Annotated in this window: 18 protein-coding genes and 3 pseudogenes; 13 read left to right on the forward strand and 8 right to left on the reverse strand. The window is 63.3% G+C overall.

Features of this window, described 5'->3' with window-relative positions; translation table 11 throughout:
• Window position 1 precedes the first annotated feature (1 nt).
• Window positions 2–319, reverse strand: coding sequence for a c-type cytochrome (locus ACVIN2_RS34010; RefSeq protein WP_456768954.1), 318 nt, complete (start codon window positions 317–319; stop codon window positions 2–4).
• 147 nt (window positions 320–466) lie between these two features.
• Between ACVIN2_RS34010 and ACVIN2_RS34015 the strand changes: the two genes are divergently transcribed.
• The 3 genes from ACVIN2_RS34015 to ACVIN2_RS34025 all read left to right on the forward strand — a co-directional run bounded on the left by ACVIN2_RS34015 (window position 467) and on the right by ACVIN2_RS34025 (window position 2,401).
• Window positions 467–1,177, forward strand: coding sequence for a helix-turn-helix domain-containing protein (locus tag ACVIN2_RS34015; RefSeq protein ID WP_456768955.1), 711 nt, complete (start codon window positions 467–469; stop codon window positions 1,175–1,177).
• Between the two features lie 89 nt (window positions 1,178–1,266).
• Window positions 1,267–1,401, forward strand: coding sequence for a hypothetical protein (locus ACVIN2_RS34020; protein ID WP_456768956.1), 135 nt, complete (start codon window positions 1,267–1,269; stop codon window positions 1,399–1,401).
• A gap of 271 nt (window positions 1,402–1,672) precedes the next feature.
• The gene (locus tag ACVIN2_RS34025) at window positions 1,673–2,401 is read left to right on the forward strand and encodes a Crp/Fnr family transcriptional regulator (RefSeq protein WP_007601607.1); all 729 of its coding nucleotides are present in this window, start codon (window positions 1,673–1,675) and stop codon (window positions 2,399–2,401) included.
• On the opposite strand, the gene ACVIN2_RS34030 is transcribed toward ACVIN2_RS34025, so the two are convergent.
• Window positions 2,398–3,174 (reverse strand): cyclase family protein, encoded by a 777-nt coding sequence (locus tag ACVIN2_RS34030; protein ID WP_456768957.1) that lies wholly within the window; start codon window positions 3,172–3,174, stop codon window positions 2,398–2,400. The genes ACVIN2_RS34025 and ACVIN2_RS34030 overlap by 4 nt on opposite strands.
• Window positions 3,175–3,499: 325 nt before the next feature.
• Between ACVIN2_RS34030 and ACVIN2_RS34035 the strand changes: the two genes are divergently transcribed.
• The 4 genes and pseudogenes from ACVIN2_RS34035 to ACVIN2_RS34050 all read left to right on the forward strand — a co-directional run bounded on the left by ACVIN2_RS34035 (window position 3,500) and on the right by ACVIN2_RS34050 (window position 7,220).
• Window positions 3,500–4,471, forward strand: coding sequence for a TRAP transporter substrate-binding protein (locus ACVIN2_RS34035; protein ID WP_106946182.1), 972 nt, complete (start codon window positions 3,500–3,502; stop codon window positions 4,469–4,471).
• A gap of 85 nt (window positions 4,472–4,556) precedes the next feature.
• Window positions 4,557–5,106, forward strand: a pseudogene (locus tag ACVIN2_RS34040) (TRAP transporter small permease).
• Entirely contained in the window at window positions 5,097–6,389 is a 1,293-nt protein-coding gene (locus ACVIN2_RS34045; RefSeq protein WP_456768958.1) for a TRAP transporter large permease, read from the forward strand. The pseudogene ACVIN2_RS34040 and the gene ACVIN2_RS34045 overlap by 10 nt, the downstream one beginning before the upstream one ends.
• Window positions 6,390–6,413: 24 nt before the next feature.
• Window positions 6,414–7,220, forward strand: coding sequence for an SDR family NAD(P)-dependent oxidoreductase (locus tag ACVIN2_RS34050; RefSeq protein WP_456768959.1), 807 nt, complete (start codon window positions 6,414–6,416; stop codon window positions 7,218–7,220).
• A 9-nt stretch (window positions 7,221–7,229) separates the two neighbouring features.
• On the opposite strand, the gene ACVIN2_RS34055 is transcribed toward ACVIN2_RS34050, so the two are convergent.
• From ACVIN2_RS34055 to ACVIN2_RS34070, 4 genes are read right to left on the reverse strand one after another with little or no spacing between them, the layout of a single operon-like run.
• On the reverse strand, window positions 7,230–7,928 hold the full coding sequence (locus ACVIN2_RS34055; RefSeq protein WP_456768960.1) for a molybdate ABC transporter substrate-binding protein: 699 nt from the start codon (window positions 7,926–7,928) through the stop codon (window positions 7,230–7,232).
• A complete protein-coding gene (locus ACVIN2_RS34060; RefSeq protein WP_456768961.1) occupies window positions 7,925–10,060 on the reverse strand; it encodes a molybdopterin cofactor-binding domain-containing protein in 2,136 nt (711 codons plus the stop codon). Before ACVIN2_RS34060 ends, ACVIN2_RS34055 begins: the two co-directional genes overlap by 4 nt.
• Window positions 10,057–10,527 carry a (2Fe-2S)-binding protein gene (locus ACVIN2_RS34065; protein ID WP_456768962.1) on the reverse strand — a complete coding sequence of 157 codons (471 nt, stop codon included), beginning with the start codon at window positions 10,525–10,527 and terminating at the stop codon, window positions 10,057–10,059. Before ACVIN2_RS34065 ends, ACVIN2_RS34060 begins: the two co-directional genes overlap by 4 nt.
• Before the next feature lie 15 nt (window positions 10,528–10,542).
• Window positions 10,543–11,499, reverse strand: coding sequence for a tripartite tricarboxylate transporter substrate binding protein (locus ACVIN2_RS34070; RefSeq protein ID WP_456769851.1), 957 nt, complete (start codon window positions 11,497–11,499; stop codon window positions 10,543–10,545).
• 252 nt (window positions 11,500–11,751) lie between these two features.
• On the opposite strand from ACVIN2_RS34070, the pseudogene ACVIN2_RS34075 reads away from it, so the two are divergent.
• Together ACVIN2_RS34075 and ACVIN2_RS34080 are read left to right on the forward strand one after the other, a co-directional pair.
• Window positions 11,752–13,844 (forward strand): annotated as a pseudogene (locus ACVIN2_RS34075) (molybdopterin oxidoreductase family protein).
• Window positions 13,845–13,980: 136 nt separating this feature from the next.
• The gene (locus ACVIN2_RS34080; protein WP_456768963.1) at window positions 13,981–14,763 is read left to right on the forward strand and encodes an enoyl-CoA hydratase/isomerase family protein; all 783 of its coding nucleotides are present in this window, start codon (window positions 13,981–13,983) and stop codon (window positions 14,761–14,763) included.
• Window positions 14,764–14,811: 48 nt separating this feature from the next.
• Here the strand turns inward: ACVIN2_RS34080 and ACVIN2_RS34085 are convergent, their stop codons facing one another.
• On the reverse strand, window positions 14,812–15,921 hold the full coding sequence (locus tag ACVIN2_RS34085; RefSeq protein WP_456768964.1) for a hypothetical protein: 1,110 nt from the start codon (window positions 15,919–15,921) through the stop codon (window positions 14,812–14,814).
• A 747-nt stretch (window positions 15,922–16,668) separates the two neighbouring features.
• On the opposite strand from ACVIN2_RS34085, the pseudogene istA reads away from it, so the two are divergent.
• Both istA and istB read left to right on the forward strand, forming a co-directional pair.
• A pseudogene (istA, locus tag ACVIN2_RS34090) lies at window positions 16,669–18,202 on the forward strand (IS21 family transposase).
• Complete coding sequence (gene istB, locus ACVIN2_RS34095) at window positions 18,168–19,031, forward strand: IS21-like element helper ATPase IstB (RefSeq protein WP_456765735.1); 864 nt, start codon at window positions 18,168–18,170, stop codon at window positions 19,029–19,031. Before istA ends, istB begins: the two are co-directional and overlap by 35 nt.
• 653 nt (window positions 19,032–19,684) lie before the next feature.
• Here istB and ACVIN2_RS34100 read toward each other — a convergent pair.
• Window positions 19,685–20,488: a DeoR/GlpR family DNA-binding transcription regulator gene (locus ACVIN2_RS34100; protein WP_456768965.1), complete on the reverse strand. Its 804-nt coding sequence runs from the start codon at window positions 20,486–20,488 to the stop codon at window positions 19,685–19,687.
• Between the two features lie 258 nt (window positions 20,489–20,746).
• On the opposite strand from ACVIN2_RS34100, the gene ACVIN2_RS34105 reads away from it, so the two are divergent.
• A complete protein-coding gene (locus ACVIN2_RS34105) occupies window positions 20,747–21,766 on the forward strand; it encodes an ABC transporter ATP-binding protein (RefSeq protein ID WP_456768966.1) in 1,020 nt (339 codons plus the stop codon).
• A gap of 58 nt (window positions 21,767–21,824) precedes the next feature.
• Window positions 21,825–23,078, forward strand: a complete 1,254-nt coding sequence (locus tag ACVIN2_RS34110) for an ABC transporter substrate-binding protein (RefSeq protein ID WP_456769852.1) — start codon at window positions 21,825–21,827, stop codon at window positions 23,076–23,078.
• Window positions 23,079–23,084: the final 6 nt, after the last annotated feature.

Here is a 23,084-nt window from a genome sequence, read left to right on the forward strand (position 1 = left end):
GCTATTCCAGGGTCTTGAGGTAGGACAGGAGATCGTGGATCTGGTCCGGAGTGAGCTCGAAGGCCGGCATGTCGGCGTGGCCTGTGTTGATGCCCTCGGCCAGCGCCTCCCCAAGACTCTCGATGGGATAGCGCTGGTGCAGGGCTCGCAGCGGCGGTGCAATCTTGAGCGGACTGTTCGACGCACGGTCGATCGCGTGGCAGCGCACGCAATTGGCGCGCGCAAAGGCCTTGCCGCGTTGTTCGGCGGTCGGGGCCGCCAGGGCAGGTGTGATCAGAAGCAACCCGACCAGCCCGTGACGCAGCATTCCTTGCAGCATGTAAAGTGACCCCGTTTAAGTCTGGGAGAGAATAGGGCGGGGATTCCCTCCAAAATTGATCTGGGTCAACCGGCTTTGGCGCAGTGCAGTAAAATGCAGCCGCGCGACGGAATGGGCCTGATGGGCACCCGGCGCTTGGAGCGGTCGATGAAGCCCGTAGTCACGATTGAGCCGAACTGGCAGCTCTGCAGCGATTGCGCCGTCCGCGCATCGGCGGTTTGCTCGTCGTTGGATGCGGTCGAGCTTCGGGAATTCGAACATCTCGGCCGGCGCGTCCATTTTGCCTCAGGCGAGACCGTGTTCTCCGAGGAGGACATCACCACCTCGTTTTACAATCTCATCGAGGGCGTCATGCGGCTGTACAAGCTGCTGCCCGACGGCCGCCGGCAGATCGTGGGCTTTGCCTTGCCCGGCGATTTCCTGGGGATGAATATTTCCGGCAGGCACAATTTTTCGGCCGATGCGATCGGCACGGTGACCGTATGCCAGTTCGCGAAGGCACCCTTCGGCCGTTTCATCGAGGACCGGCTGCACCTCCTCAGGCGGATCAATGAGCTGGCAATTCGCGAGCTGAACCAGGCCCGGGACCACATGGTCCTGCTCGGCCGCCGTTCGGCGGGCGAAAAGGTGGCGGCCTTTCTGCTCGGCTGGCGCGAGCGGCTGGTCTCGCTGAAGGGGGCATCGGACACGGTCCCGCTTCCGATGAGCCGCCAGGACATCGCCGACTACCTCGGCCTGACCATCGAGACCGTCAGCCGCACCTTCACCAAGCTGGAGCGCCACGGCGTGATCGAGATCATTCATGGCGGGATCAGCCTGCTCGATCCGGCGAAGGTCGAGGCCCTGGCCGCAGCCTGATTCCGACGCAGCGCGGCTCGATTTTGATCGGGATCAATGCGTTCCGCCGCGTGTCCCGAATAATGCCTGAATTCACAGGGGAGGGCATCATGCCGGCCGACGCGTTGCTGATGAGCATCATTGTCGTGGCAATCTTTGTCACATTCGCCGGGGCACTGGTCTGGGCAGGCCGGCAAACCAGTCCAGGCCGGCTCAAGTCAGACGTCAAGCATCGAAGCGCCTGAGATCACGGTCGCATTTGCGGCGCCCGCGGCGCGGCTATGCCGTGCGAGTTCGGGCGGGTTGGCAGCGCCTCAACGCAAGGCGGCGTGCGGCGCTTGCAACTCTGCATCGACCGGGACGCATTGGCTCATCCTTCGGCTGCCGGCTTCGCGCCCGACCGCGGCATTTTCGCCGCGTTTGCCTCAAATCGAGACCATGCTTTCCGGTTGAAAAACTGGGCTACACTGACTACGCAGGGACCCCAGTGCCTCGCAGTCTTAGGAGCCCAGTGGCGTGCCTCAGGACAAGACCGGCGACGACCCCCGACAAGCGGCGGGGAATAAATTATCGGTCCTGCGCAAGCACCCGATCTTTGCGGATCTGGAGCCGGAGGCGCTGGATCAGCTCTGCCGTTACGCCAAGCACACCACGGTGAAGCGCGGCGCGACGATCGCTGCCAAGGGCGATCCCGGCAACAACCTGTTTGCGGTGATCACAGGGACGGTGAAGATTTCCTCTTCGTCGCCCGACGGCCGTAACGCCATTCTCAATCTGATCGGTCCCGGAGAGATCTTCGGCGAAATCGCGGTGCTCGACGGCGCCCCCAGGTCGGCCGATGCGACCGCCAACACCAATTGCGAGCTTTACATCATCGATCGCCGGGATTTCCTGCCGTTCGTGAAGAGCCAGCCGGCGCTCGCAATGAAATTCATCGAGCTGCTGTGCGCGCGCCTGCGCTGGACCAGCCAGCAGGTCGAGCAGGTGATCCTGCAAAATCTGCCGGGCCGGCTCGCGAGCGCGCTGCTCGGCCTCACCGAAGAGCGCAAGTTCGACTCCGGCAGCGGCACGCTCGCCATCACGCAGCAGGAGATCAGCGAGATGGTGGGCATGACGCGCGAGAGCATCAACAAGCAATTGCGCGCCTGGGCGGGCCGCAACTGGGTTCGCCTCGAGCACGGCGCCATCGTCGTGCTCGACATGGATGCCTTGCGCGAACTCGCCGAGAGCGGGCTCGACAGCTAGCTGTCGATGATCGCGACGGCGCGGGTCCAGCCCGCGGAGGCCCGCTCGATCTTCACCGGAAAGCACGAGACCGTGAACCCGGTCGAAGGCAGCTGGTCGAGATTGTGCAGCTTCTCGAGATGACAATAGCCGATGTGCCGTCCCGCCTTGTGGCCTTCCCAGATCAGGCCGGCATCTTTCGTTTCGGCATATTTCTTCGCGGTGTGGACGAACGGCGCGTCCCAGCTCCAGCCGTCGGTGCCGGTCAGCCGCACGCCGCGTTCGAGCAGGTACATGGTGGCCTCATAGCCCATGCCGCAGCCTGAGCTGACATAGTCGACTTGGCCGAACCTGGCGCCGGCGCCGGTGTTGACGACGACGATCTCCAGCGGCGACAGCGAATGCCCGATCCGCCTCAACTCCTTCTCGACGTCGTCGGCGCTCGCCACGTAGCCGTCGGGGAGATGCCGGAAGTCGAGCTTCACGCCGGGCTGAAAGCACCATTCCAGCGGCACCTCGTCGATCGTCCATGACCGCTCGCCGCGATTCATGGTCGGATGGAAGTGCCAGGGCGCATCGAGATGCGTGCCGTTATGGGTCGACAGCGAGACCTGCTCGACGGCCCAGCCCTGGCCGTCCGGCAGGTCCTGTGCCGTGAGGCCGTCGAAGAACTGCAGCATCCGCGGCAGGCCCTGCTGGTGATCGATGTACTGGATCGTCGGGTGATTGCCCGGCGGATCCGCCGTCACGTCGTTTCTGAGCGGCACGGAGATGTCGATCAGCTTCCGCGGCATGGGCATTCCTCGGGATGGTCCGTTTTGTTTCGCAGCATCTTGAGGGGGCCGCACCGGCGGCGTCAAGCAACGCGCATAAACGCTTTCCGCGGCAGACGGACAGATGATTTCGGAAAAAGCGGGCTACGAGCCGGTTGTCCGCCCAAAGCCGGTCTGATCCATCGATGCAACTCTAGCATTGATCGATGCCGGATTTGGCTTGGACAGAGAATGCCGCGCGCCCTAGGGACGACAATGGCGCTTGACTTCACACCGGAAGTGGAGCGACCCAAAGGCGGCCCGCAGCATCTGCCCAACGATATAATCAACTCAGGAGGAAGCCCAGATGAAGATACTTACCGGCGTCATCACAGCCGCTCTGCTGGCGGTCTCAGCCCCCTTGGCGACCGCACGCGATTTCCGTTCCGCCGACATCCACCCCGCCGATTATCCGACCGTCGAGGCCGTCAAGTTCATGGGCAAGCAGCTCGCCGCGGCGAGCGGCGGCAAGCTTGGCGTGAAGGTGTTCCCCAACGGTGCGCTGGGCTCCGAGAAGGACACCATCGAGCAGCTGAAGATCGGCGCACTCGACATGATGCGGATCAACGCATCGCCCTTGAACAACTTCGTGCCGGAAACCATCGCGTTGTGCCTGCCCTTCATCTTCCGGGACACGCAGCACATGCGCACCGTCCTTGACGGGCCGATCGGCGACGAGATCCTGGCGGCCATGGCGCCCGCAGGCCTGGTTGGCCTCGCCTATTACGACAGCGGCGCCCGGTCCATCTACACCGTCAAGGCACCGATCAAGTCGCTCGCGGACGTCAAGGGTCTGAAAATTCGCGTCCAGCAATCCGATCTGTGGGTCGGCATGATCCAGAGCCTCGGGGCCAATCCGACCCCGATGCCGTATGGCGAAGTCTATACCGCTCTGAAGACGGGTCTGGTGGACGCTGCCGAGAACAACTGGCCGTCTTACGAGTCCTCGCGCCATTTCGAGGCCGCCAAGTTCTACAACGTCACCGAGCACTCCCTGGCGCCCGAAGTTCTCGTGATGTCCAAGACGGTCTGGGACACGCTGAGCAAGGAAGACCAGGCGATGGTCCGCAAGGCGGCGAAGGAATCGGTTCCTGTCATGCGCAAGCTCTGGGACGAGCGTGAGCAGGCGTCCCGCAAGACCGTCGAAGCGGCCGGTGTTCAGGTCGTGACGATCGCCAACAAAGCGGAATTCGTCGACGCGATGAAGCCGGTGTACGACAAGTTCGCCGGTGACGAGAAGCTGAAGGGCCTCGTCAAGCGTATCCAGGACACGAAGTAAGACCATAGCGTCGGTCCGGCGCGCCGACTGGCGACGCCGGACCGACGCGTTGGAGGCGCGCAAGGAGACTTGCAAGGAGATTTGGATGACAGATCCTCACGTCGCAGACCACGAACTGGACGTAGCCGGACGCCCGTCCACCGGCTTGCTGTCCCGGATCAATGCTCCCGTCGCTCGGCTGGGCATGTATCTGTCGGTGACCGGGCTGCTCGTCATCGTCACCATCGTCTTCTACCAGGTGTTCGGACGCTACGTGCTCAATTCCAGCCCGACCTGGACGGAGAACCTTGCGTTGGTTCTGATCCTGTATGTCACATTGATCGGCGCCGCTGTCGGGCGTGCGCGATGCCGGGCATATCGGCATGGACAGCTTGCTGGTGATGCTGCCGGATCACGCGCGCGAGAAAATCGAGCTTGTGATCCACGTCCTGGTCGCCGGGTTCGGCGTCGCCATGGCCTATAACGGCTGGATCCTCGGGGCGTCGGTCGGAACCGTGAAGATCCCCAATCTCGGGCTGCCCGAAGTCATCCGCTACGTACCGCTGATCGCCTCCGGTGTCCTGATCGTCTCCTTTTCAATCGAGCACATCATCGCTCTCCTGCGCGGCGAAGAGGTCGTCCCCTCATGGAACTGATCATTCTCGGCGCCACTTTCTTCGGCTTCCTCGTCCTCGGCGTCCCCGTCGCCTTCGCGATCGGCCTCTCGGCGATTTGCACCATCCTCTACGAAGGTCTGCCGGTCGCCGTCATCTTCCAGCAGATGATGTCGGGGATGAACATCTTCTCCTTCCTCGCCATCCCGTTCTTCGTCTTCAGCGGTGAGTTGATGCTGCATGGCGGCGTCGCCGACAAGATCGTGCAGCTCGCCAAGAATCTCGTCGGACACATCCGCGGCGGGCTCGGCATGTCGAACGTGGTCGCCTGCACGCTGTTCGGCGGCGTGTCCGGCTCGCCCGTGGCCGACGTGTCGGCGATGGGGGCCGTGATGATCCCCATGATGAAGAAGGAAGGTTTCGACACCGACTACGCCGTTAACGTCACGACCCATGCTTCGCTCGTCGGAGCACTGATGCCGACCAGTCACAACATGATCATCTATGCGCTCGCCGCCGGCGGCAAGGTCTCGATCGGCGCGCTGATCGCCGCCGGCCTCCTGCCGGCACTGGTGCTGATGGTGTGCATGCTGGTCGCCGCTTACGCGGTTGCGGTGAAGCGCGGCTATCCGGCCGGCAAGTTCCCGGGCTGGCCCGCAGTTTTTCGCTCGTTCGCGGCCGCTCTGCCCGGCCTTCTGATCGTGGGCATCATCCTGTCGGGCATCCTGTCCGGCGTGTTCACGGCAACCGAATCCGCGGCCGTCGCGGTCACCTATACGATCCTGCTGACGTTCTTCATCTACCGCACCATGACCTTGCCGAACTTCCTGCGCGCTGCGGCCAAGGCGGTGAAGACGACGGGCGTGGTGCTGCTGCTGATCGGCGTCTCCACCATGTTCCAGTATTTGATGGGGCTTTACGAGGTCGCCGACTTCGCCGGCGAGATGATGGGCAAGGTCTCGACGCAGCCCTGGGTCATCTTCCTGCTCATCAACGTCATCCTGTTCGTGCTGGGCACGTTCATGGACATGGCCGCGACTATCCTGATCTGCACGCCGATCTTCCTGCCGATCGCGATGAAGGCGGGCATGGATCCGGTGCAGTTCGGTATGCTGATGCTGATCAACTGCGCGCTGGGACTGAACACCCCGCCGGTCGGAACCACGCAGTTCGTCGGTTGCGCCATCGGCGGCATCTCGGTGGGCGCGGTGATGCGCACCATCCTGCCGTTCTACGCCGCCCTGATCGCAGCTCTGATGTTCGTAACCTACGTCCCCGCCTTCTCGCTGTGGCTGCCCCGTCTGCTGATGGGCTACAAGGGCTAGCAGCAACGCAGGGAGAATCTATCCGTGACTGACTATCGCAAGCTCTTCGATCTCACCGGCAAGACGGCCGTGGTGCTGGGCGCCGCGTCGGGCATCGGCAAGTCGGCGGCCGAGGCGCTGGCTGGGCTCGGCGCCCGTGTCGTCTGCGCCGATCGTGCGCTTGACGGTGCCGAAGCAACCGCCGCCGGCATTCGTGAAAAGGGCGGCTGGGCCGAGGAGGCTGCCTGTGACGCGGCGAGCGCTGCGGACGTCAATGCGCTGGCCAAGACCGTGATGCAGAAATTCTCGCGGCTCGACATCGCGGTGACGACGCCCGGGCTCAACATCCGCAAGACCATCCTCGACTACACCGAGGAGGATCTCGACCGCGTCCTCAATCTCAATATCAAGGGCACGGTCTGGTTCTTCCAGGCGTTCGGCCGCATCATGGTCGAGCAGAAGGGCGGCAGCATCATTGCCTGCTCCTCGGTGCGGGCGGTGACCATCGAGCCGGGCCTCGGCGTCTACGGCTCGACCAAGGCCGCGATCGGCCTGCTGGTGAAAGGCTTTGCCTCCGAAGTTGGACGCTCCGGCGTGCGCGTCAACGCGATCGCGCCGAGTATCGCCGAGACCGCGCTGACCGGCCCGTTCAAGCAGCGTCCCGATATCTACAATCTCTACGCCGGCCATACCGTGTTCAACCGCTGGAGCAGCGCCGACGAGGTCGCCACCGCCGTCGCCTATCTCGCCTCGGACGCCGCGAGCTATGTCAGCGGCAGCACGCTGTTCGTCGATGGCGGCTGGACCGCCGTTGACGGGCCGCCGACCGGCCTCACCCAGTTGCACACATAGGGTGGTTATCTAGCCGGTAAAACCGGCGCGCTGGCGCAGATCCCGGCGGTCTGCGCTGGTCAGCAACGCGATCAGCGCGGCCGCCTCTTGTGGATGTGCCGCCCGCGTGGTCACGCCGGCCGTGTACATCGTCACGAGCTCGCAGCCCGGCGGCAGCGCTCCTGACAGCGCGATGCCGTCGGTTGCGATGATCTCGGTCGCTTGCGTGCAGCCAATCGGATGCTTGGCGGTGGACGCCGCAAGCTCCCGCATCGCAGTCGCGCCGTTGGGAAAGATCTTGAGGCGCCAAGCGACCTCGTAGGCGATGCCGAGCTGATCAAGCACCTTTGCAACGTGCTGTCCCGCCGTCGAGGCTTTCGTATCAGGCACGTAGATCGCATCGGCGCTGCGCAGCACCTCGCGCAAATCGGCCTCGGTCTTCACGGTCACCTTCGGATCGCGGCCCCGGACTGCCAGCGCGGTCTCGACCCGCCCGACATCCGAGATCGAGGAGGGGACGACGAGCTTCTCTTCGACAAGCTTTGCAAGCAGCGCCTGCGTCAGGATCACCAGATCGGCGGCCGTTCCCGCCCGCAGCCTGTCGGCCATGATGCCGACCGCGCCGAACTCGCCGTCGATGCCGAAGCCGGTCTGTGCCTTGAAGGGATCGCTGAGGCCGCGCACCAGGCCTTGCGCCGCGCCTCCACTCAAAATGCTCACTGTCGTCACGATGCCAGCTCCATGGCTGCAATGATCTTGTCGCGGGTGATCGGCAGGTCGCGCACGCGCACGCCGAGGCAATCGTAAACGGCATTCGCGATCGCCGCCGTCACCGGGCCGTGGGCGGCCTCGCCGGCGCCGACCGGCTCGATCTCCGGTCGCTGGACGATCTCGACATCCACCATTGGCACCTCGCTGAAGGTGAGGATCGGATAGTCGGTCCAGGACGTCGACGTAATGCGCGTGCGGTCGAAGCGGACACGTTCCCTCAGTACCCAGCTCGTCGCCTGGATCGCGCCGCCCTCGATCTGGTTGATGACGCCGTCGGGATTGATGGCCTCGCCGACATCGACCGCAAGCGTCAGCCGCTTGACGCGGATGTCATCAGTGCCTTCGATCTCCGCAATCGCGGCGCAATAGGCCCCCGTGTTCTTGTAGCGGGCGAAGCCGACGCCATGACCGATGCCCGCCTGCTTCTGCGGTTTCCACTGCGCGCGTCGTGCCACCGCGCGAATGACCTCCTTTGCCCGTTCGTCGCGCAGATGGCGCAGGCGGAACGCGATCGGGTCTTCGCCGCGCAGGGCGGCGATCTCGTCGAGCAGGGACTCGATGGCGAACACATTGCCTTGTCCGCCAAGGGTCCGCAGCGCCGAGGTCCGCACCGGCATCGTCAGCAGCCGGTGGCTCGTGATCGTCCAGGCCTTGAGGTCGTAGAGCGGAACGGAGTTGCGGTCGCCGCCGCCGCCATTGGCCGCGGGCGGATTGGTCGAGACCATCCGCGGGTAGGGGTTGGTAATCTCGGTTGCGGCAAGCAGCGCGGGCTGTGCTGCGCGCCCCGGCCGCGCCGCGTGGCCGTTGCTCCAGATCGCGTGGCGCCAACCGACGATCTCGTTGTCCGCATCGAGATCGGCCTCGATCTCGATCGCCATCGCCGCGCCGAACGGCGCGTGAGACAGCTCGTCGTGGCGCGACCATTGCACCCGCACCGGACGGCCGCCGGCCCCTTTCGCCAGCAGCACGGCATCGAGCGCGACGTCGTCGGCCGCGTTGTGTCCGTAGCAGCCCGCGCCTTCCATGTGCTCGACGACGATGTTCTCTGCCGGGAGCTTGAGCACGATCGCGAGGTCGGCGCGCAGCAAATAGACGCCCTGGCTGTGGGTCCAGACATGGACACGATCGCCGTCCCATCGCGCCATCGCACAGGACGGTGCGATCGAGGCATGCGCGATGTAGGGACGGATGTATTGCCGACGGAGGGTGCGAGCAGCCTTCTTTATCGTTGCCGCCGTGGTCCTGGTGTCGATGACAGTGGTCTCGACCGGTTGGCTCTTCAGGAATCCGGCCAGATCAGCTTCATCGGGCAGCGGCTCACCAGCCGACCATGTCGCGCCCCTGCGCAAGGCTTTCAGCGCGGCCTCCGCCGCTGCCTCGCTGTCGGCAACCACGCCGGCAAAGCCGCCGTCGCGGACGATCGCGACGAGGCCGGGAACGGTTTGCGTCGCCGTTTCGTCGAGCGCGATCAGCCTGGCGCCCGAGATGTCCGGCCGCAGCACGCGTCCGTGCAGCAAGTCCGGCAGCGGACAGTCATGAATGAAGCGCGGCCGTGCGAACACCTTATCGGGAATGTCGACGCGCTGGACCGAATGTCCGGCCACAGTGCGTTTGGCGACAATTTTCGCCGTTGCGCCCGCTTTGGCGTCGCGCTCGAGCGAGACGTCACCAGCCAACTCCCAATAGCTGGTCCTGACATTGCCGGGGCCCGAGATCGTGCCGTCATCGATCCCGAGCAGCGACGCATCGACACCCAGACGCTCCGATGCCGCGGTGAGGAAGCGCTGGCGGACCTCGGCACAGGCGTGGCGCAGCGCGCGGCCGGATTGCTGGACCGAAAGGCTGCCCGAGGTGACGCCCTCGTTCGGACTTGCCGCCGTGGAGGCGCGGATCATCTCGATGCGGCCAATATCGACGTCGAGCTCGTCGGCTGCGATCTGCGCCAGGGCCGTGACGATGCCCTGGCCGATCTCGACCTTGCCGGGCGAGATCGCGACACGGCCATCGCCGACGATCTTCACCCAGGATGACAGCTTGGGATTGGCCGCAAGGCTGACCGGCAGTGTCGGGGCAGGGGACAGCGCACTCATGATCCCGCCATCTCCGACGCCGCCCGCAGCACGGCGCGGACCATGCGGTTGTGCGATCCGCAGCGGCACAGATTGCGATCAAGCGCCGCTTTCACCTCGGCCTCCGTCGGCGACGGATTGCGCTTCAGCAGCGCCGCCGCGCTGATCAGGATTCCCGAGACGCAATAGCCGCACTGCATCGCCTGCTCGGAGATGAAGGCGCGTTGCAGCGGATGCGGTGCGTCCACTGTGCCGAGGCCTTCCACCGTGACGACGTCCTTGTCCGCGACCGACCACATCGGCATGTCGCAGGAAGCCATTGCGCGGTCGCCGACCATGACATGGCAGGCGCCGCACTCGCCGGCCCCGCAGCCGAAATGCGGACTTGTGACGCCGAGCCGGCCGCGCAGCAGATCGAGCAGCGTCTGATCCGGATCGGCATCCACGGCCGCGGCCGTGCCGTTGAGCTGGAATTGAATGGTAGGCATTGTCGCTCTACAGCCTCAGGACTTGTCGAACTTCTTGACCACGTCGGCCCATTTCTCGATGTCGCCCCGCAGGAACTTGTCGAATTCCTCCGGCGTCATTGACATCGGCACCGCGCCCTGCGCAGTCCAGAGCTTGATGATGTCGGGCCGCTTCACCATTGCGTTCACGGCGGCATTGAGCTTGTCGATCACGGGTTTCGGCGTGCCGGCTGGCGCCATCAGGCCGAGCCAGATCGTGGCTTCGTAGCCTGCGACCCCCGCCTCGATCGCGGTCGGCACGCTCTGTAGCACCGCTGAGCGCTGCTTGCCGGTGGTCGCGAGCGCGCGGACCTGGTTCTCGCCGATGTTCGGCGCCATCGCCGGCACGGCGTCGATCATCATCTGCACCTGCCCGCCGATCACGCCGCTGCGCGCCTCGCCGCTGTTGCGATAGGGGACGTGGACAAGGTCGATGCCGGCCATGGCTTTGAACAGCTCGCCGGCCATGTGATAGGGCGTGCCCTGGCCGGAGGAGGCGTAGTTCAGTTTGCCCGGCTGCGACTTGGCGAGCGCGACGAACTCCTGCAGCGTCTTCGCTGCGACTTGCGGGTTCACCACGATGACGAGATCGGAAGAGTTCACCGGTGCGATCGGCGCGAGGTCGCGCATCAGCTCGTATTTGCGTTTATCCGGCGTCAGCAGGGATTCGTTCGCGGTCTGGGTGTTGGACATCATCAGCAGCGTGTAGCCGTCGGCGGGCGACTTCGCCGCTTCGACCGTGCCGATGACGCCGCCCGCGCCGGTGCGATTCTCGATCACGAAGGGCTGGCCAAAACTCTCCTGGAGCGCATTGCCGATCTGCCGGGCTGCGACATCGGCCGGACCGCCGGCGCCAAAGGGCACGACGATCCGGACCGCATGGTTGGGATAGTCCTGCGCCAGGGACGGGGCTGCGGAGCATGCGCTGAGCAGGCCGGCGGCCAGCGCCAGCATGAATTGTCGGGCCGTCACACCCACCTCCCTGATGTCGTTCTTGTTGGCCGGCACTGTAGCGGCAGGGGAGGCGGACTGTCGACGCCTCACAAGGCCCATGGCGCCTGGAATATCGGGCGGTTGTCGGTGTGGCGGCGCCGCTCTTCGCGGTCGCGGCAGGAACCGGCGGCGCACGCGGTCTGAGCAAATCGCATGGGCGTTGCCGGATAAATACCCTCGGCTGACAGGTATTTTGGTGTTACCAAATTGGACATGAACCAGCACGCCAAGATCGAAATCCGCCATTCGACCTGTCCGCATGATTGCCCGTCGGCCTGTGCCCTCGACATCGAGGTGGTCGAAGGACGCAGCATCGGCCGTGTCCGCGGTTCAAAAAAGCAGACTTATACGGCCGGCGTGGTCTGCGCCAAGGTTGCCCGTTATGCCGAGCGCATCCATCATCCTGAAAGGCTGATGTATCCGCTGCGCCGCACGGGTGCGAAGGGCTCCGGCCAATTTGCGCGGATCACCTGGGACGAGGCGCTGGACGAGATCGCGGATCGCTTCAGCCAAGCCGAGCGCGAATTCGGCGCGGACTCAATCTGGCCCTATTATTACGCCGGCACGATGGGGCTGGTGATGCGCGACGGCCTCAACCGCCTCACGCATGTGAAGAAATATTCGCGGTTCTATCAGACCATCTGCGCCAACGTCGGCCGCATCGGATTCGCGATCGGCACCGGCAAGATCGCCGGCGTCGATCCGCGCGAGATGGCGTTGTCCGATCTCGTGGTGATCTGGGGCACCAACCCCGTCAACACGCAGGTCAACGTGATGACGCACGCCGCCCGTGCGCGCAAGGAGCGTGGCGCCAAGATCGCAGCCGTCGACGTCTACGACAACGAGACCATGAAGCAGGCGGATATCAAGATTATCCTGCGGCCCGGTACCGACGGCGCGTTCGCCTGCGGCGTGATGCATGTCCTGTTCCGCGACGGCCATGCCGATCGCGCCTATATGGACAAATACACCGATTGCCCTGATGAGCTCGAGGCGCATCTGAAGACGCGCACGCCCGAATGGGCATCCGCGATCTCAGGCGTGCCGGTGGCGGAGATCGAGGCTTTTGCCAAATTGGTCGGCGAGACCAAGCGGACCTTCTTTCGGCTCGGCTACGGCTTCACCCGCTCGCGCAACGGTGCGGCGCAGATGCATGCCGCGAACTGCATTCCCGCGGTAACAGGCGCCTGGCAATATGAAGGCGGCGGCGCCTTCTTCAACAATTACGCGCTGTGGCACTTCAACGAATCCATCATCGAGGGCCACGACGCGCCATCGACCCAACCATCCGCGCGCTCGACCAGTCGCAGATCGGCCGCATCCTCACCGGCGATTCCAAGGCCCTGCTCGGCAAGGGGCCGGTCAAGGCGCTGCTGATCCAGAACACCAATCCGATGACGGTGGCGCCGGAGCAGGCGCTGGTCCGTCAGGGCTTTGCCCGCGAGGATCTGTTCGTCGCGGTGCACGAGCAGTTCATGACCGAGACGGCCGAGATGGCCGACATCGTGCTGCCGGCGACGATGTTCATGGAGCATGACGATCTCTATTACGGCGGCGGCCACCAGCACATCTCGGTCGGGCCGAAGCTGATCGACCCGCCCGGAGAATGCCGCTCCAATCACGAGGTGTTGCAGGCGCTGGCGCCGCGGCTTGGCGCCAGGCACCCGGGGTTCGAGCTGACGCCGCGCGAGTTGATCGACGCGACGCTGAAGCTGAGCGACCACGGCGACATTGCCGGCCTCGAAGCCGACCTCTGGCGCGACCTGCAGCCGGACTTCCGCACGTCGCATTATCTGGACGGCTTCGCCCATCCCGACAAGAAATTCCATTTCAAAGCCGATTGGGCGCATCCGCCGTTCGGCCAGAAGATGGGTGACTTCGACAAGATGCCGTCGCTGCCGGACCATTGGGCGGTGATCGAGCATTCCGACCAGGCCCATCCGTTCCGGCTTGCCACCAGCCCCTCGCGCAGCTTCCTCAACACCACCTTCAACGAGACGCCGTCCTCTCAGGCGCGCGAGGGCAAGGCCAGCGTGATGATCCATCCCCTGGATGCGGCCGCGCTCGACATCGCCGATGGCGATGCCGTGACGCTCGGCAATACCCGCGGCGAGACCACGCTGATCGCCAAACTGTTCGAAGGCGTGCGCCGCGGCGTGCTGATCGCGGAATCCGTGCATCCCAACAAGAACCATATCGGTGAGCGCGGCATCAACATGTTGACCGGCGCGGACACCATCGCGCCGATCGGCGGCGCCGCTTTCCACGACAACAAGGTCTGGGTCAGGAAAGCGGTCGCGGCCTGAGCCGCACAGGCGCTTCGATCCCCTGCAGGTTTGTGTCGAGGCGCTAAAGCGGCGCCGCGCCGCAGTTTGCCCTTGCACCTTCCGCCCGAGCTGCCGCAAATGGCCGCTAAACGGGAGCCAAGGAAGCGAGCGTGCCATGACCGACACCATAGCCGTGATCACCGAGAAGCGCGGGCAGGCGCTCTGGATCACCATCAACCGGCCCGAGAAACGCAACGCGCTGAATGACGAGGTCATCGCCGGAATCGCACGGGGCTATCGCGACGCCCATGACGACAAGGACGTCCGAGTCATCGTTCTGACCGGTGCGGGCGACAAGGCGTTCTGCGCCGGTGCGGATCTGCAGAACTCCGGCGCGGCTTTCGCGATGGATCATTCCAGACCGAATGTCGACTATGCCGATCTGTTGCGCTTGTCGCAGAACGCCACCAAGCCCGCGATTGCGCGCGTTGGCGGCGTCTGCATGGCCGGCGGCATGGGCCTGCTCTGCATGACCGACATGGCCGTCGCCGCCGATCATGTCATCTTCGGTCTTCCGGAGGTCAAGGTCGGCGTGTTCCCGATGCAGGTGTTGAGCCTGTTGCAGTCCATCGCTTTACCGCGACTCGTCAACGAATGGGCGCTGACCGGCGAGCCGTTCGACGCGAGGGCAGCGCTGGGAGCGGGCCTGCTGAACTACGTCGTGCCCGCGGCGGAGCTGGACGCCAAGGTCGACTGGCTGATCGGCCGCATCGTCGATAAATCCCCGACCGCGATCCGCCGCGGCAAATACGCGATGCGCGCCATCGCCTCGATGTCGTTCGACGAGAGCATCGCCTACACCGAAAGCCAGATCGCGCTGCTTGCCATGACCGAGGATGCCAAGGAAGGCCTGAAAGCGTTCAGCGAGAAGCGCAAGCCGGTATGGACGGGAAAATAGGCGATCCTTTCAGCGCATTCGTCGGCGCTGCCGTCGGCCGACGTGCCTTTATTCCGAGGAGAGATTGGCGTTGAGCCGAATAAGCAGAGATCTTGCCCGCTCCTCGCGACGCTTTTTTGTGGCAATGATCAACTGCCTGCCAGTCCGCTTAGCATAGGTTGGCAGTTGGCGACTTGATCTATGACGGCCAGCCGCGCGCAACTCTGCATCCGTGAGATCGCTGTCGGCGCCTTCAGTAAATCCTCCGTGTCGGAAGGACCGAAAAGAAAGCTCCTGACGTAGGCCAGCCTCTGTGATAATTGTTTTTACCACGCTACGTAGATAGCGGAGATCCTTGCGCGGGGTAATCCATGGTAGCGGGATTGCCGACTGACGATGCGCATGGTCACGCCGGAATACCAGGCCGGAGAGGGTGGTCCTTTTGATCTCGTCAAGTTCCTCCATAAGTTCAGGGAAGAGAGGGGCGCCAGTTTCGTCCGTTAGGGGCCACCAGGCCTCCTCTCCATTCTTCGGATGCACGATTCTGACGCTATTTGGCCGCTCGCTGGGGCGATAGTGCGAAATGTCGAAGGCGCCAAAAACGTGCTGCTCTCGTTGCAGCCACTCCCACGACAGTAGAGCAGCTGTTGCGATCGAGCGGTAATCAAGTCTTCTCGCGGCAGCTCTGAAGGCGACGAGTTCATCCCAAGTTGCGGTCGGTGTGGGCTCTATCGGCCGCCCGGGCGGATGAGATTTTAATCCCATCCGGGAAAACGGATTGGTCGCCGGTACAATCCTTTCTTGAGCACGCTGACCAACGAACCAAGCCCGGCGGCAGGACGCCATAGCCATATTTACATAGCGACGGCGCTCGCGAACGACGACCTCTCCACTGTTTCCGACTTTCGTCACGAACAATAATTTTCGATAAACTGCGTCGACGAACGCTTTGGTGAAATCGGACAGCTGCTTAGACCCAACGCGACTTCCATCTTTCAGCTCGTGATTGGCGAACAGCGCGAGACTTTTTGTGTAGTGCCGCTGTGTAGCGCTTTCGATTTCTGTCCACTTCTGGTGAGCTTGGAAGACGCCGACGAGCCAATCGAACGTGCCGGGTTCGATAGTCGCCGGCACGATGTCGCTTAGACCCCGTGAGTGCCAACTGTCGAACGCCGGCAAGAGAACTTTCTCTACCCGCTCGACGGCACTTGCGTAATCGCAGCCCAGAGCTTCAGGGTTTAAATCGCAGCCCTGTCGACGGGCCCAAGTTGGGGGTTCGAAATAGTAGGCTATTCTATTCTTCGTCAATATTTTGCGGCGACAATACCGAGGCAGACGCGGTGCCTTCCCAAGCGATATCACACCAGGCATAAGAGATCTTCCCCCTGCTTAAGATCTCCTTTTCCGATCGACGCTGCGAAGTGATCCATAGTCGCCTTCGACCAAACTGGCTGGCGCTGGCGCCCTGTTCCGCGAAAGCCGATTGGTGGGGGTGCGTCTCCTCGACTGATCGCGCGCATGAGTTCGCTCGTGTCTACAAAGTCAAGGTAGGCGGCGGCCATGTCCGCCCTCATCATCGTGGGCCAGGTTCTAGCGAGAGGGTAGCGGGCAGGTCGTGCGGTGCGCGGCGAGCCTAAGCGGTTTGATCTCACTGCTGAATGCCCGTGGTGTAACATGTGCTGATTTCACTGACGAGCGAGACGGGATCTGGTCGATCCAGATTGCTCTTCGCCCCTGATCGGGGGAGCGAGAGTTCGGATCGCGGATTAAGCGGAGTGTTACGGCCAAAGAGTTTGCACCTCTACTGCGAAGTGTCATTCGGCCTGCAATATTGCCCCCCTAAGCCGGGGGATCGGCGTCCAAAATTGACCCCCTACAGGTTGGTCTGTTGCGCTGCCTGCTTCGTCATGAAGCAGGTGGTTGGGGATGCTGATCGTGGAGACGATTGCCCGGATAAGGCGCGAGCACTTCATCAAGGGCAAGACGATCAAGGAGATCGCCCGTGACCTGAAGGTGTCGCGGAACACGGTCCGTAAAGTGCTGAGGTCGGGAGAGACCTCGTTCGAGTACGAGCGTGTCATCCAGCCGCGACCGAAGCTGGGACGGTGGGCTGCAGAACTCGACGGATTGTTGGCAGGGAACGCAGGCAAGTCGGCTCGCGAGCAGCTGACGTTGATCCGGATCTTCGAGGAGCTCCGCGGCCGCGGCTATGACGGCGGTTACGACGCCGTGCGACGTTACGCCAGGCGATGGGGCAAGGAACGCGGACAATCGACGGCTGCGGCCTACGTCCCGCTGAGCTTTGCGCCGGGAGAAGCCTATCAGTTCGACTGGAGCCATGAGGTCGTTTTGCTCAATGGCGTGACGGTGATGGTAAAGGCCGCCCACGTCCGGCTCTGCCACAGCCGGATGCTGTTCGTGCGGTGCTATCCGCGCGAGACGCAGGAGATGGTGTTCGACGCCCACGATCGGGCGTTCGCCCTGTTCAAAGGCACCTGCGTGCGCGGCATCTACGACAACATGAAGACCGCCGTGGAGACGATCTTCGTCGGCAAAGGGCGTCTCTACAATCGCCGCTTCATGCAGATGTGCAGTCACTACCTGGTCGATCCGGTGGCCTGCACGCCAGCGTCGGGCTGGGAGAAAGGCCAGGTCGAGAACCAGGTTGGGCTTGTCCGGGAACGCTTCTTCACGCCACGGCTGCGGTTCAAGAACCTCGACGAGTTGAACGCCTGGCTGCTGGACAAGTGCATCGCCTACACCAAAGCGCACCGGCATCCGGAACTGACCGAGCAAACGGTCTGGCAGGTGTTCGAAGCCGAGCGACCAATGCTCGTTCCCTATGCCGGCCGGTTCGACGGATTCCACGCGGTGCTGGCATCGGTCTCGAAGACCTGCCTGGTGCGCTTCGATAACAACAAATACTCGGTCACGGCCAGTGCCGTTGGGCGGCCTGTCGAGGTTCACGCCTACGCCGATCGCATTGTGATCCGCCAGGACGGACGCATCGTTGCCGAGCATGCTCGCTCGTTCGGCCGCGGTGATACCGTCTACGATCCCTGGCATTACGTGCCGGTGCTGGCTCGCAAACCCGGTGCCTTGCGCAACGGCGCTCCCTTCAAGGACTGGGTGCTGCCGGCTGCGATCGAACGTGTGCGGCGCAAGCTCGCCGGTGCCGACGACGGCAACCGGCAGATGGTCGACATCCTCAACGCGGTTCTGACCGACGGCTTGCCGGCCGTCGAAGCAGCCTGCGCCGAGGCGACCGCTCACGGCGTTCATTCCGCCGATGTCGTGCTCAACATCCTGGCCCGCCAGCGTGATCCTGCCCCGCCGGCCAACATCCTCACCCCGGCTGCGCTGACATTGCGCCATGCCCCGATCGCCGACTGTGCCCGCTACGACAACCTCAGGAGAACCATCTGATGGAGCGTACTCAACTGTTCGACCTCATGGGTGAGCTCAAGCTCTACGGCATGAAGGCCGCCTTCGACGAGATCATGGCGACCGCCATCAAGCGCCAGCACGAACCCCAACGCATTGTCGGCGACCTGCTCAATGCCGAGATCAACGAGAAGCAGGCCCGCTCGATCAAGTACCAGCTCACCATCGCCAAGCTGCCGCTTGCCAAGGACCTTGAGGACTTCCAGTTCGAAGGCACCCCCATCAACCAGAGCCTGGTCAATGATCTCGCCGGCGGCGGCTTTATCGCCCAGCAACGTAACGCCGTTCTGGTCGGCGGTACCGGCACCGGCAAAACACATATGGCCATCGCCATCGCCAGAAGCTGCATCCGATCTGGTGCCCGCGGTCGCTTCTACAACGTGGTCGACCTCGTCAACCGCCTGGAGATCGAGACCCGCAACGGACGGCAGGGCCGCATCGCCGAGCATCTGACCCGGCTCGACTTCATCGTCCTCGACGAACTTGGCTACCTGCCGTTCGCCCAGTCCGGCGGCCAGCTGCTGTTCCATCTCGTCAGCCGGCTCTACGAGCGCACCTCGATTGTCGTCACCACCAACCTTGCCTTCGGTGAATGGCCCAGCGTGTTCGGCGACGCCAAAATGACTACCGCGCTGCTCGACCGCCTGACCCACCATTGCGACATCGTCGAGAGTGGCAACGACAGTTGGCGCTTCAAAAGCCGCGACGACGATCACACAACCCGCGCTCGCCTCGTCTCCGCAACCCCGGCCAGCTCCGACGAGGCGAGCGCTACCGTCAAGACTCGTCGCTCAAAGGGGTCAAAATTGGACGCCGATACGGGGTCAAATTTGAACGCCGATTGACAACGGTCGCTGCGTCGGCCTCTCCGGAGGCCGTCCTGCTCGGCTCCGCGATGCTTGGATCAGTTGCCTCGGGCGACCATGCCGACCTCAGTGAGGCGATGCAGGCGATGTCGGTTTTGGGAGACATCCATCGGCCTCAGGCCAGTTTGGCAGGCTGGGCCGATCGGCGCTTTGCAGCCTTTGAGGCCCTGCAAAAGGTCGGTCGGGCGATTAGAGGCGCTTCTTAGCCTCAATGTCGGCACCCTGAGGAGCCGAGGAGCGTATCTGTTACTTTGAAGAAGCCTCCACAGCTTGCGCTTCGAGCTGACCGCTTAGTTGCTGGAGCTATATCAAAATTGCTGATAGCGGCTATCGAGGCGGTGCGGCTGCTGCGCCCCGGTGGCCGGATCCGCCATATCCTCACGACCGGGGACCATACAGTGATCTATCTTGGTGAAGCTACCTATCGGGGTGATCCGAAAGAAGGTGAAACGGATTTCCGATAATATCCGTGCCCGACCTCAAGGCAGTTACCGGGAAAACAGCTCCACCACCGCTCGAGCTCGCCCGTAGGTGTGCGGCACGTGGGACTGGCTCAGTGCCGATTGCGGCGCGGATTGTCGGCCGTGCGTTGAAGTCCGCGATCGATCTGCGTAAGGGGTCTATGTTGTCCGCTAGGTGTGGCCAAGGCGTTCGAAATCTGCGCGGGCGTCGGGGGCCGTATGGATCAGACCGCCATACCTGTCCGCGATTGGCTTAAACGATCCAGGCAATCGATCATCGATGACGAAATGGTGGCAGTCGTCGAGATGGCCGCCCCGGACCGTCGCATTGCGGCCGAACTTGGTGATGTCGGCCACTAGCACGGACGTTCGCGAATTGGCCGCAATGGATTGACGTGCCTTGACTTCATCGGCATGGAAATCGAGCAGCGTGCCGTCCTCATCAATCCCCCCGACGCCGAATATACCAAAGTCGGCGCGGAAACCCGCGAAGAAGCGCGCAGCCGCCTCGCCAATGATATCGCGATCGAGTTGCCGCAGCGTGCCGCCCGCGATGCTGATCTCAACGTCCGGATTGTGCGTGAATGCTGCGGCCACGTTCAAGCTGTTGGTGATCACCCGCAGATCGCGGCGGCGGGATAGCGCCTGCGCGACATATTCAGGTGTTGTACCCAGCCCGATCATAAGCGACGCCCCGTCGGGAATGAAGCTCGCAGTCGCGTGTGCGATGCGCCGTTTGGCGTCGGCGTTCAATCCCTGTCTGCTTCCATAAGCGAGATTCTGGTTTTGAACGGGCAGGCTGACGCCGCCGTGCATTCGCCGGAGTAGCCCTTGATCGCAGAGCCCGTTCACGACGCGGCGAATGGTCTGCTGGGTGACGTCAAAACGCGTTGCAAGCTGCTCGATCGAAGCGAAGCCTTCGTCGCGCACGATCTCCAGTATGTAGGCCTGACGTGACGAGACTGTCTTGAGCATAGGGCTGTCCGTTCAAAGCAAACTATCATCCGAACGTTTAAGGCGCAATTTTCTGTTTCATATGCTGCTCCAATATGTTCATATGAACAAAATAGCTCGCCGCGCCGGCGAGCGTTGCGTGGCCATCGGGAGGGACGGCATGGATCGGTCTGCTCATGGCGACCAGCTTTGGGCTGCTCCGCGCGAGCAGGATGCTGCGAGCATGCCAAACTATGTCTGCGCGCGGCGCAGAGCTCTGCAACTGAGAGCGAACGGGCCATGTCAGCGATCACGCTGAGTCATGTCTCCAAGTTCTGGGGCGCGATGCGCGCCGTCGATGACGTCAGTCTGACGGCGGACGAGGGCTCGCTGCTGGTGCTGCTGGGACCGTCCGGCTGCGGCAAGTCGACCACGCTGCGGCTAATCGCCGGCCTTGAGGATGCTGACGCCGGCGCGATCGCCATCGGCGGCGTCGACGTGACCCATCTGACTCCGGCGCAACGGAAGATCTCCATGGTCTTCCAGTCGTACGCGCTGTTTCCGCATTTGAGTGTAGCCGAGAACATCGTCTTCGGCCTGCGTGTGCGGCGCGTGTCGCGCGCCGAACGAGACGAACGGCTCCGGCGTGTGGCCGAGATCGTTGGCCTTGCGCAGCTGCTTGAACGAAAGCCGTCGCAGCTGTCCGGCGGCCAGCGCCAGCGGGTTGCACTGGGGCGAGCCATCATTGCGGAAGCGCGGGTCTGCCTCATGGACGAGCCGCTTTCAAATTTAGATGCCAAGCTGCGGCATGAGATGCGGACGGAGATCCGCGCCCTGCAACAGCGGCTCGGAATGACGATGGTCTACGTGACCCACGACCAGACCGAAGCCATGACGATGGCGGATCGCGTCGTGCTGATGCGCGATGGTCGTATCGAGCAGAATGGCACACCGGAGGAGCTATACAATCGGCCAGCGACGGCGTTCACGGCGAGGTTCATCGGCACGCCGCCGATGAATCTGTTGCGCCACGGCGATCATCTCATCGGCATCCGGCCGGAGCATGTCCGCATCGTGTCGAGCGGAGATCATTTAGCGCGCGTAAGGGCGATCGAGCATCTTGGGGCCGACAGCATCGTTCTGTGCGAGGTCGATGGTCAGCCGATCTCTGTGCGGCTCGAAGGTTTCTGCAAGGTTCGGCCGGGCGAGGATGTCCGGATCGCGTGGGAACCCGGGCTCGAGCATCGGTTCGATTCGAATTCGGAAGCTCGCTTGGAGACCATCGTCACAGAGGGCCAGCGGGCGATAACCGGTCGATAGCAGCGGCTGTTTCAAACGCAGTAACGAAGGAGATTGTCACATGTTTGCGCGACGAACGATGTTGATGGCAGCGGCACTTGCCGTACTCTCGATGGCTGCACGCCCGGCCGCTGCGGTGGATCTGACCATGTACTATCCGGTCGCGGTCGGTGGTCCCGTCACCAAGATTATCGACGACATGGTCTCGCGCTTCGAGAAGGACAATCCCGACATCAAGGTGACGGCGGTCTATGCCGGCAACTACACCGATACGATGACCAAGGCGATGACCGCGATGAAGGGCGGGCAGCCGCCGCAACTGTCGGTGTTGCTGTCGACCGACGTGTTCACGCTGGTGGACGAGAACGCGATCGTGCCGTTTGACGGCCTCGTCGGCGACAAGGCCTGGTTCAGGGAGTTCTATCCGGCGTTCATGGCGAACGGGCAGATCGACGGCAAGACCTGGAGCGTGCCGTTCCAGCGTTCGACCATCGTGCTGTACTGGAACAAGGACGCCTTCAAGGAGGCGGGCCTCGATCCCGAGAAGGCGCCGGCGTCATGGGACGAATTGGTCGAGATGTCGAAGAAGCTGGTCAAGAAGGATGGCGGCAACACGACACGCTGGGGCATCGAAATTCCCTCGACCGGTTATGCCTACTGGATGCTGCAGGCGCTGGCGATCGAGAACGGCCAGAAGATGATGAACGAGCCCGGCAACGAGGTCTATCTGACCGCTCCGAAGACGGTCGCCGCCCTCGAGTACTGGGTCGACCTGTCGCGCAAGCACAACGTCGCCCCGGCCGGCAGCATCGATTGGGCGACGCTGCGCAACGATTTCCTCGAAGGCAAGACGGCGATGATGTGGCACACCACCGGCAATCTGACGGCGGTCAAGGACGCCGCGAAATTCCAGTTCGGTGTGGCCATGCTGCCGGCCAGGGAGCGGCGCGGATCACCGACCGGCGGCGGCAATTTCTACATCTTCAAGAGTGCGTCTCCCGACCAGCAGAAGGCGGCCGTCAAGTTCATTCAATGGATGACGGCTCCGGAACGCGCGGCGGAATGGAGCATGAAGACCGGCTACGTGGCGGTGTTGCCGGCCGCCTACAAGACGCCGGGGATGGAGGCCTACGCAAAGGGCTTCCCGCAGGCCACAGTTGCGCGCGATCAGTTGGAACATGCGGTGCCGGAGCTCTCCGTCCATGAGAACGGCCGCATCTACAAGTTTGTCGGCGATGCCGTGCAGGCTGCGATCACGGGCGCGCAGAAGCCGCAGGAGGCGTTGGCTGCCGCGCAGCAGCAGTCTGACCGCGTCTTGCGCGCCTACAAATAAGGACGT

Source organism: Bradyrhizobium sp. USDA 3650 (genome assembly GCF_054057395.1).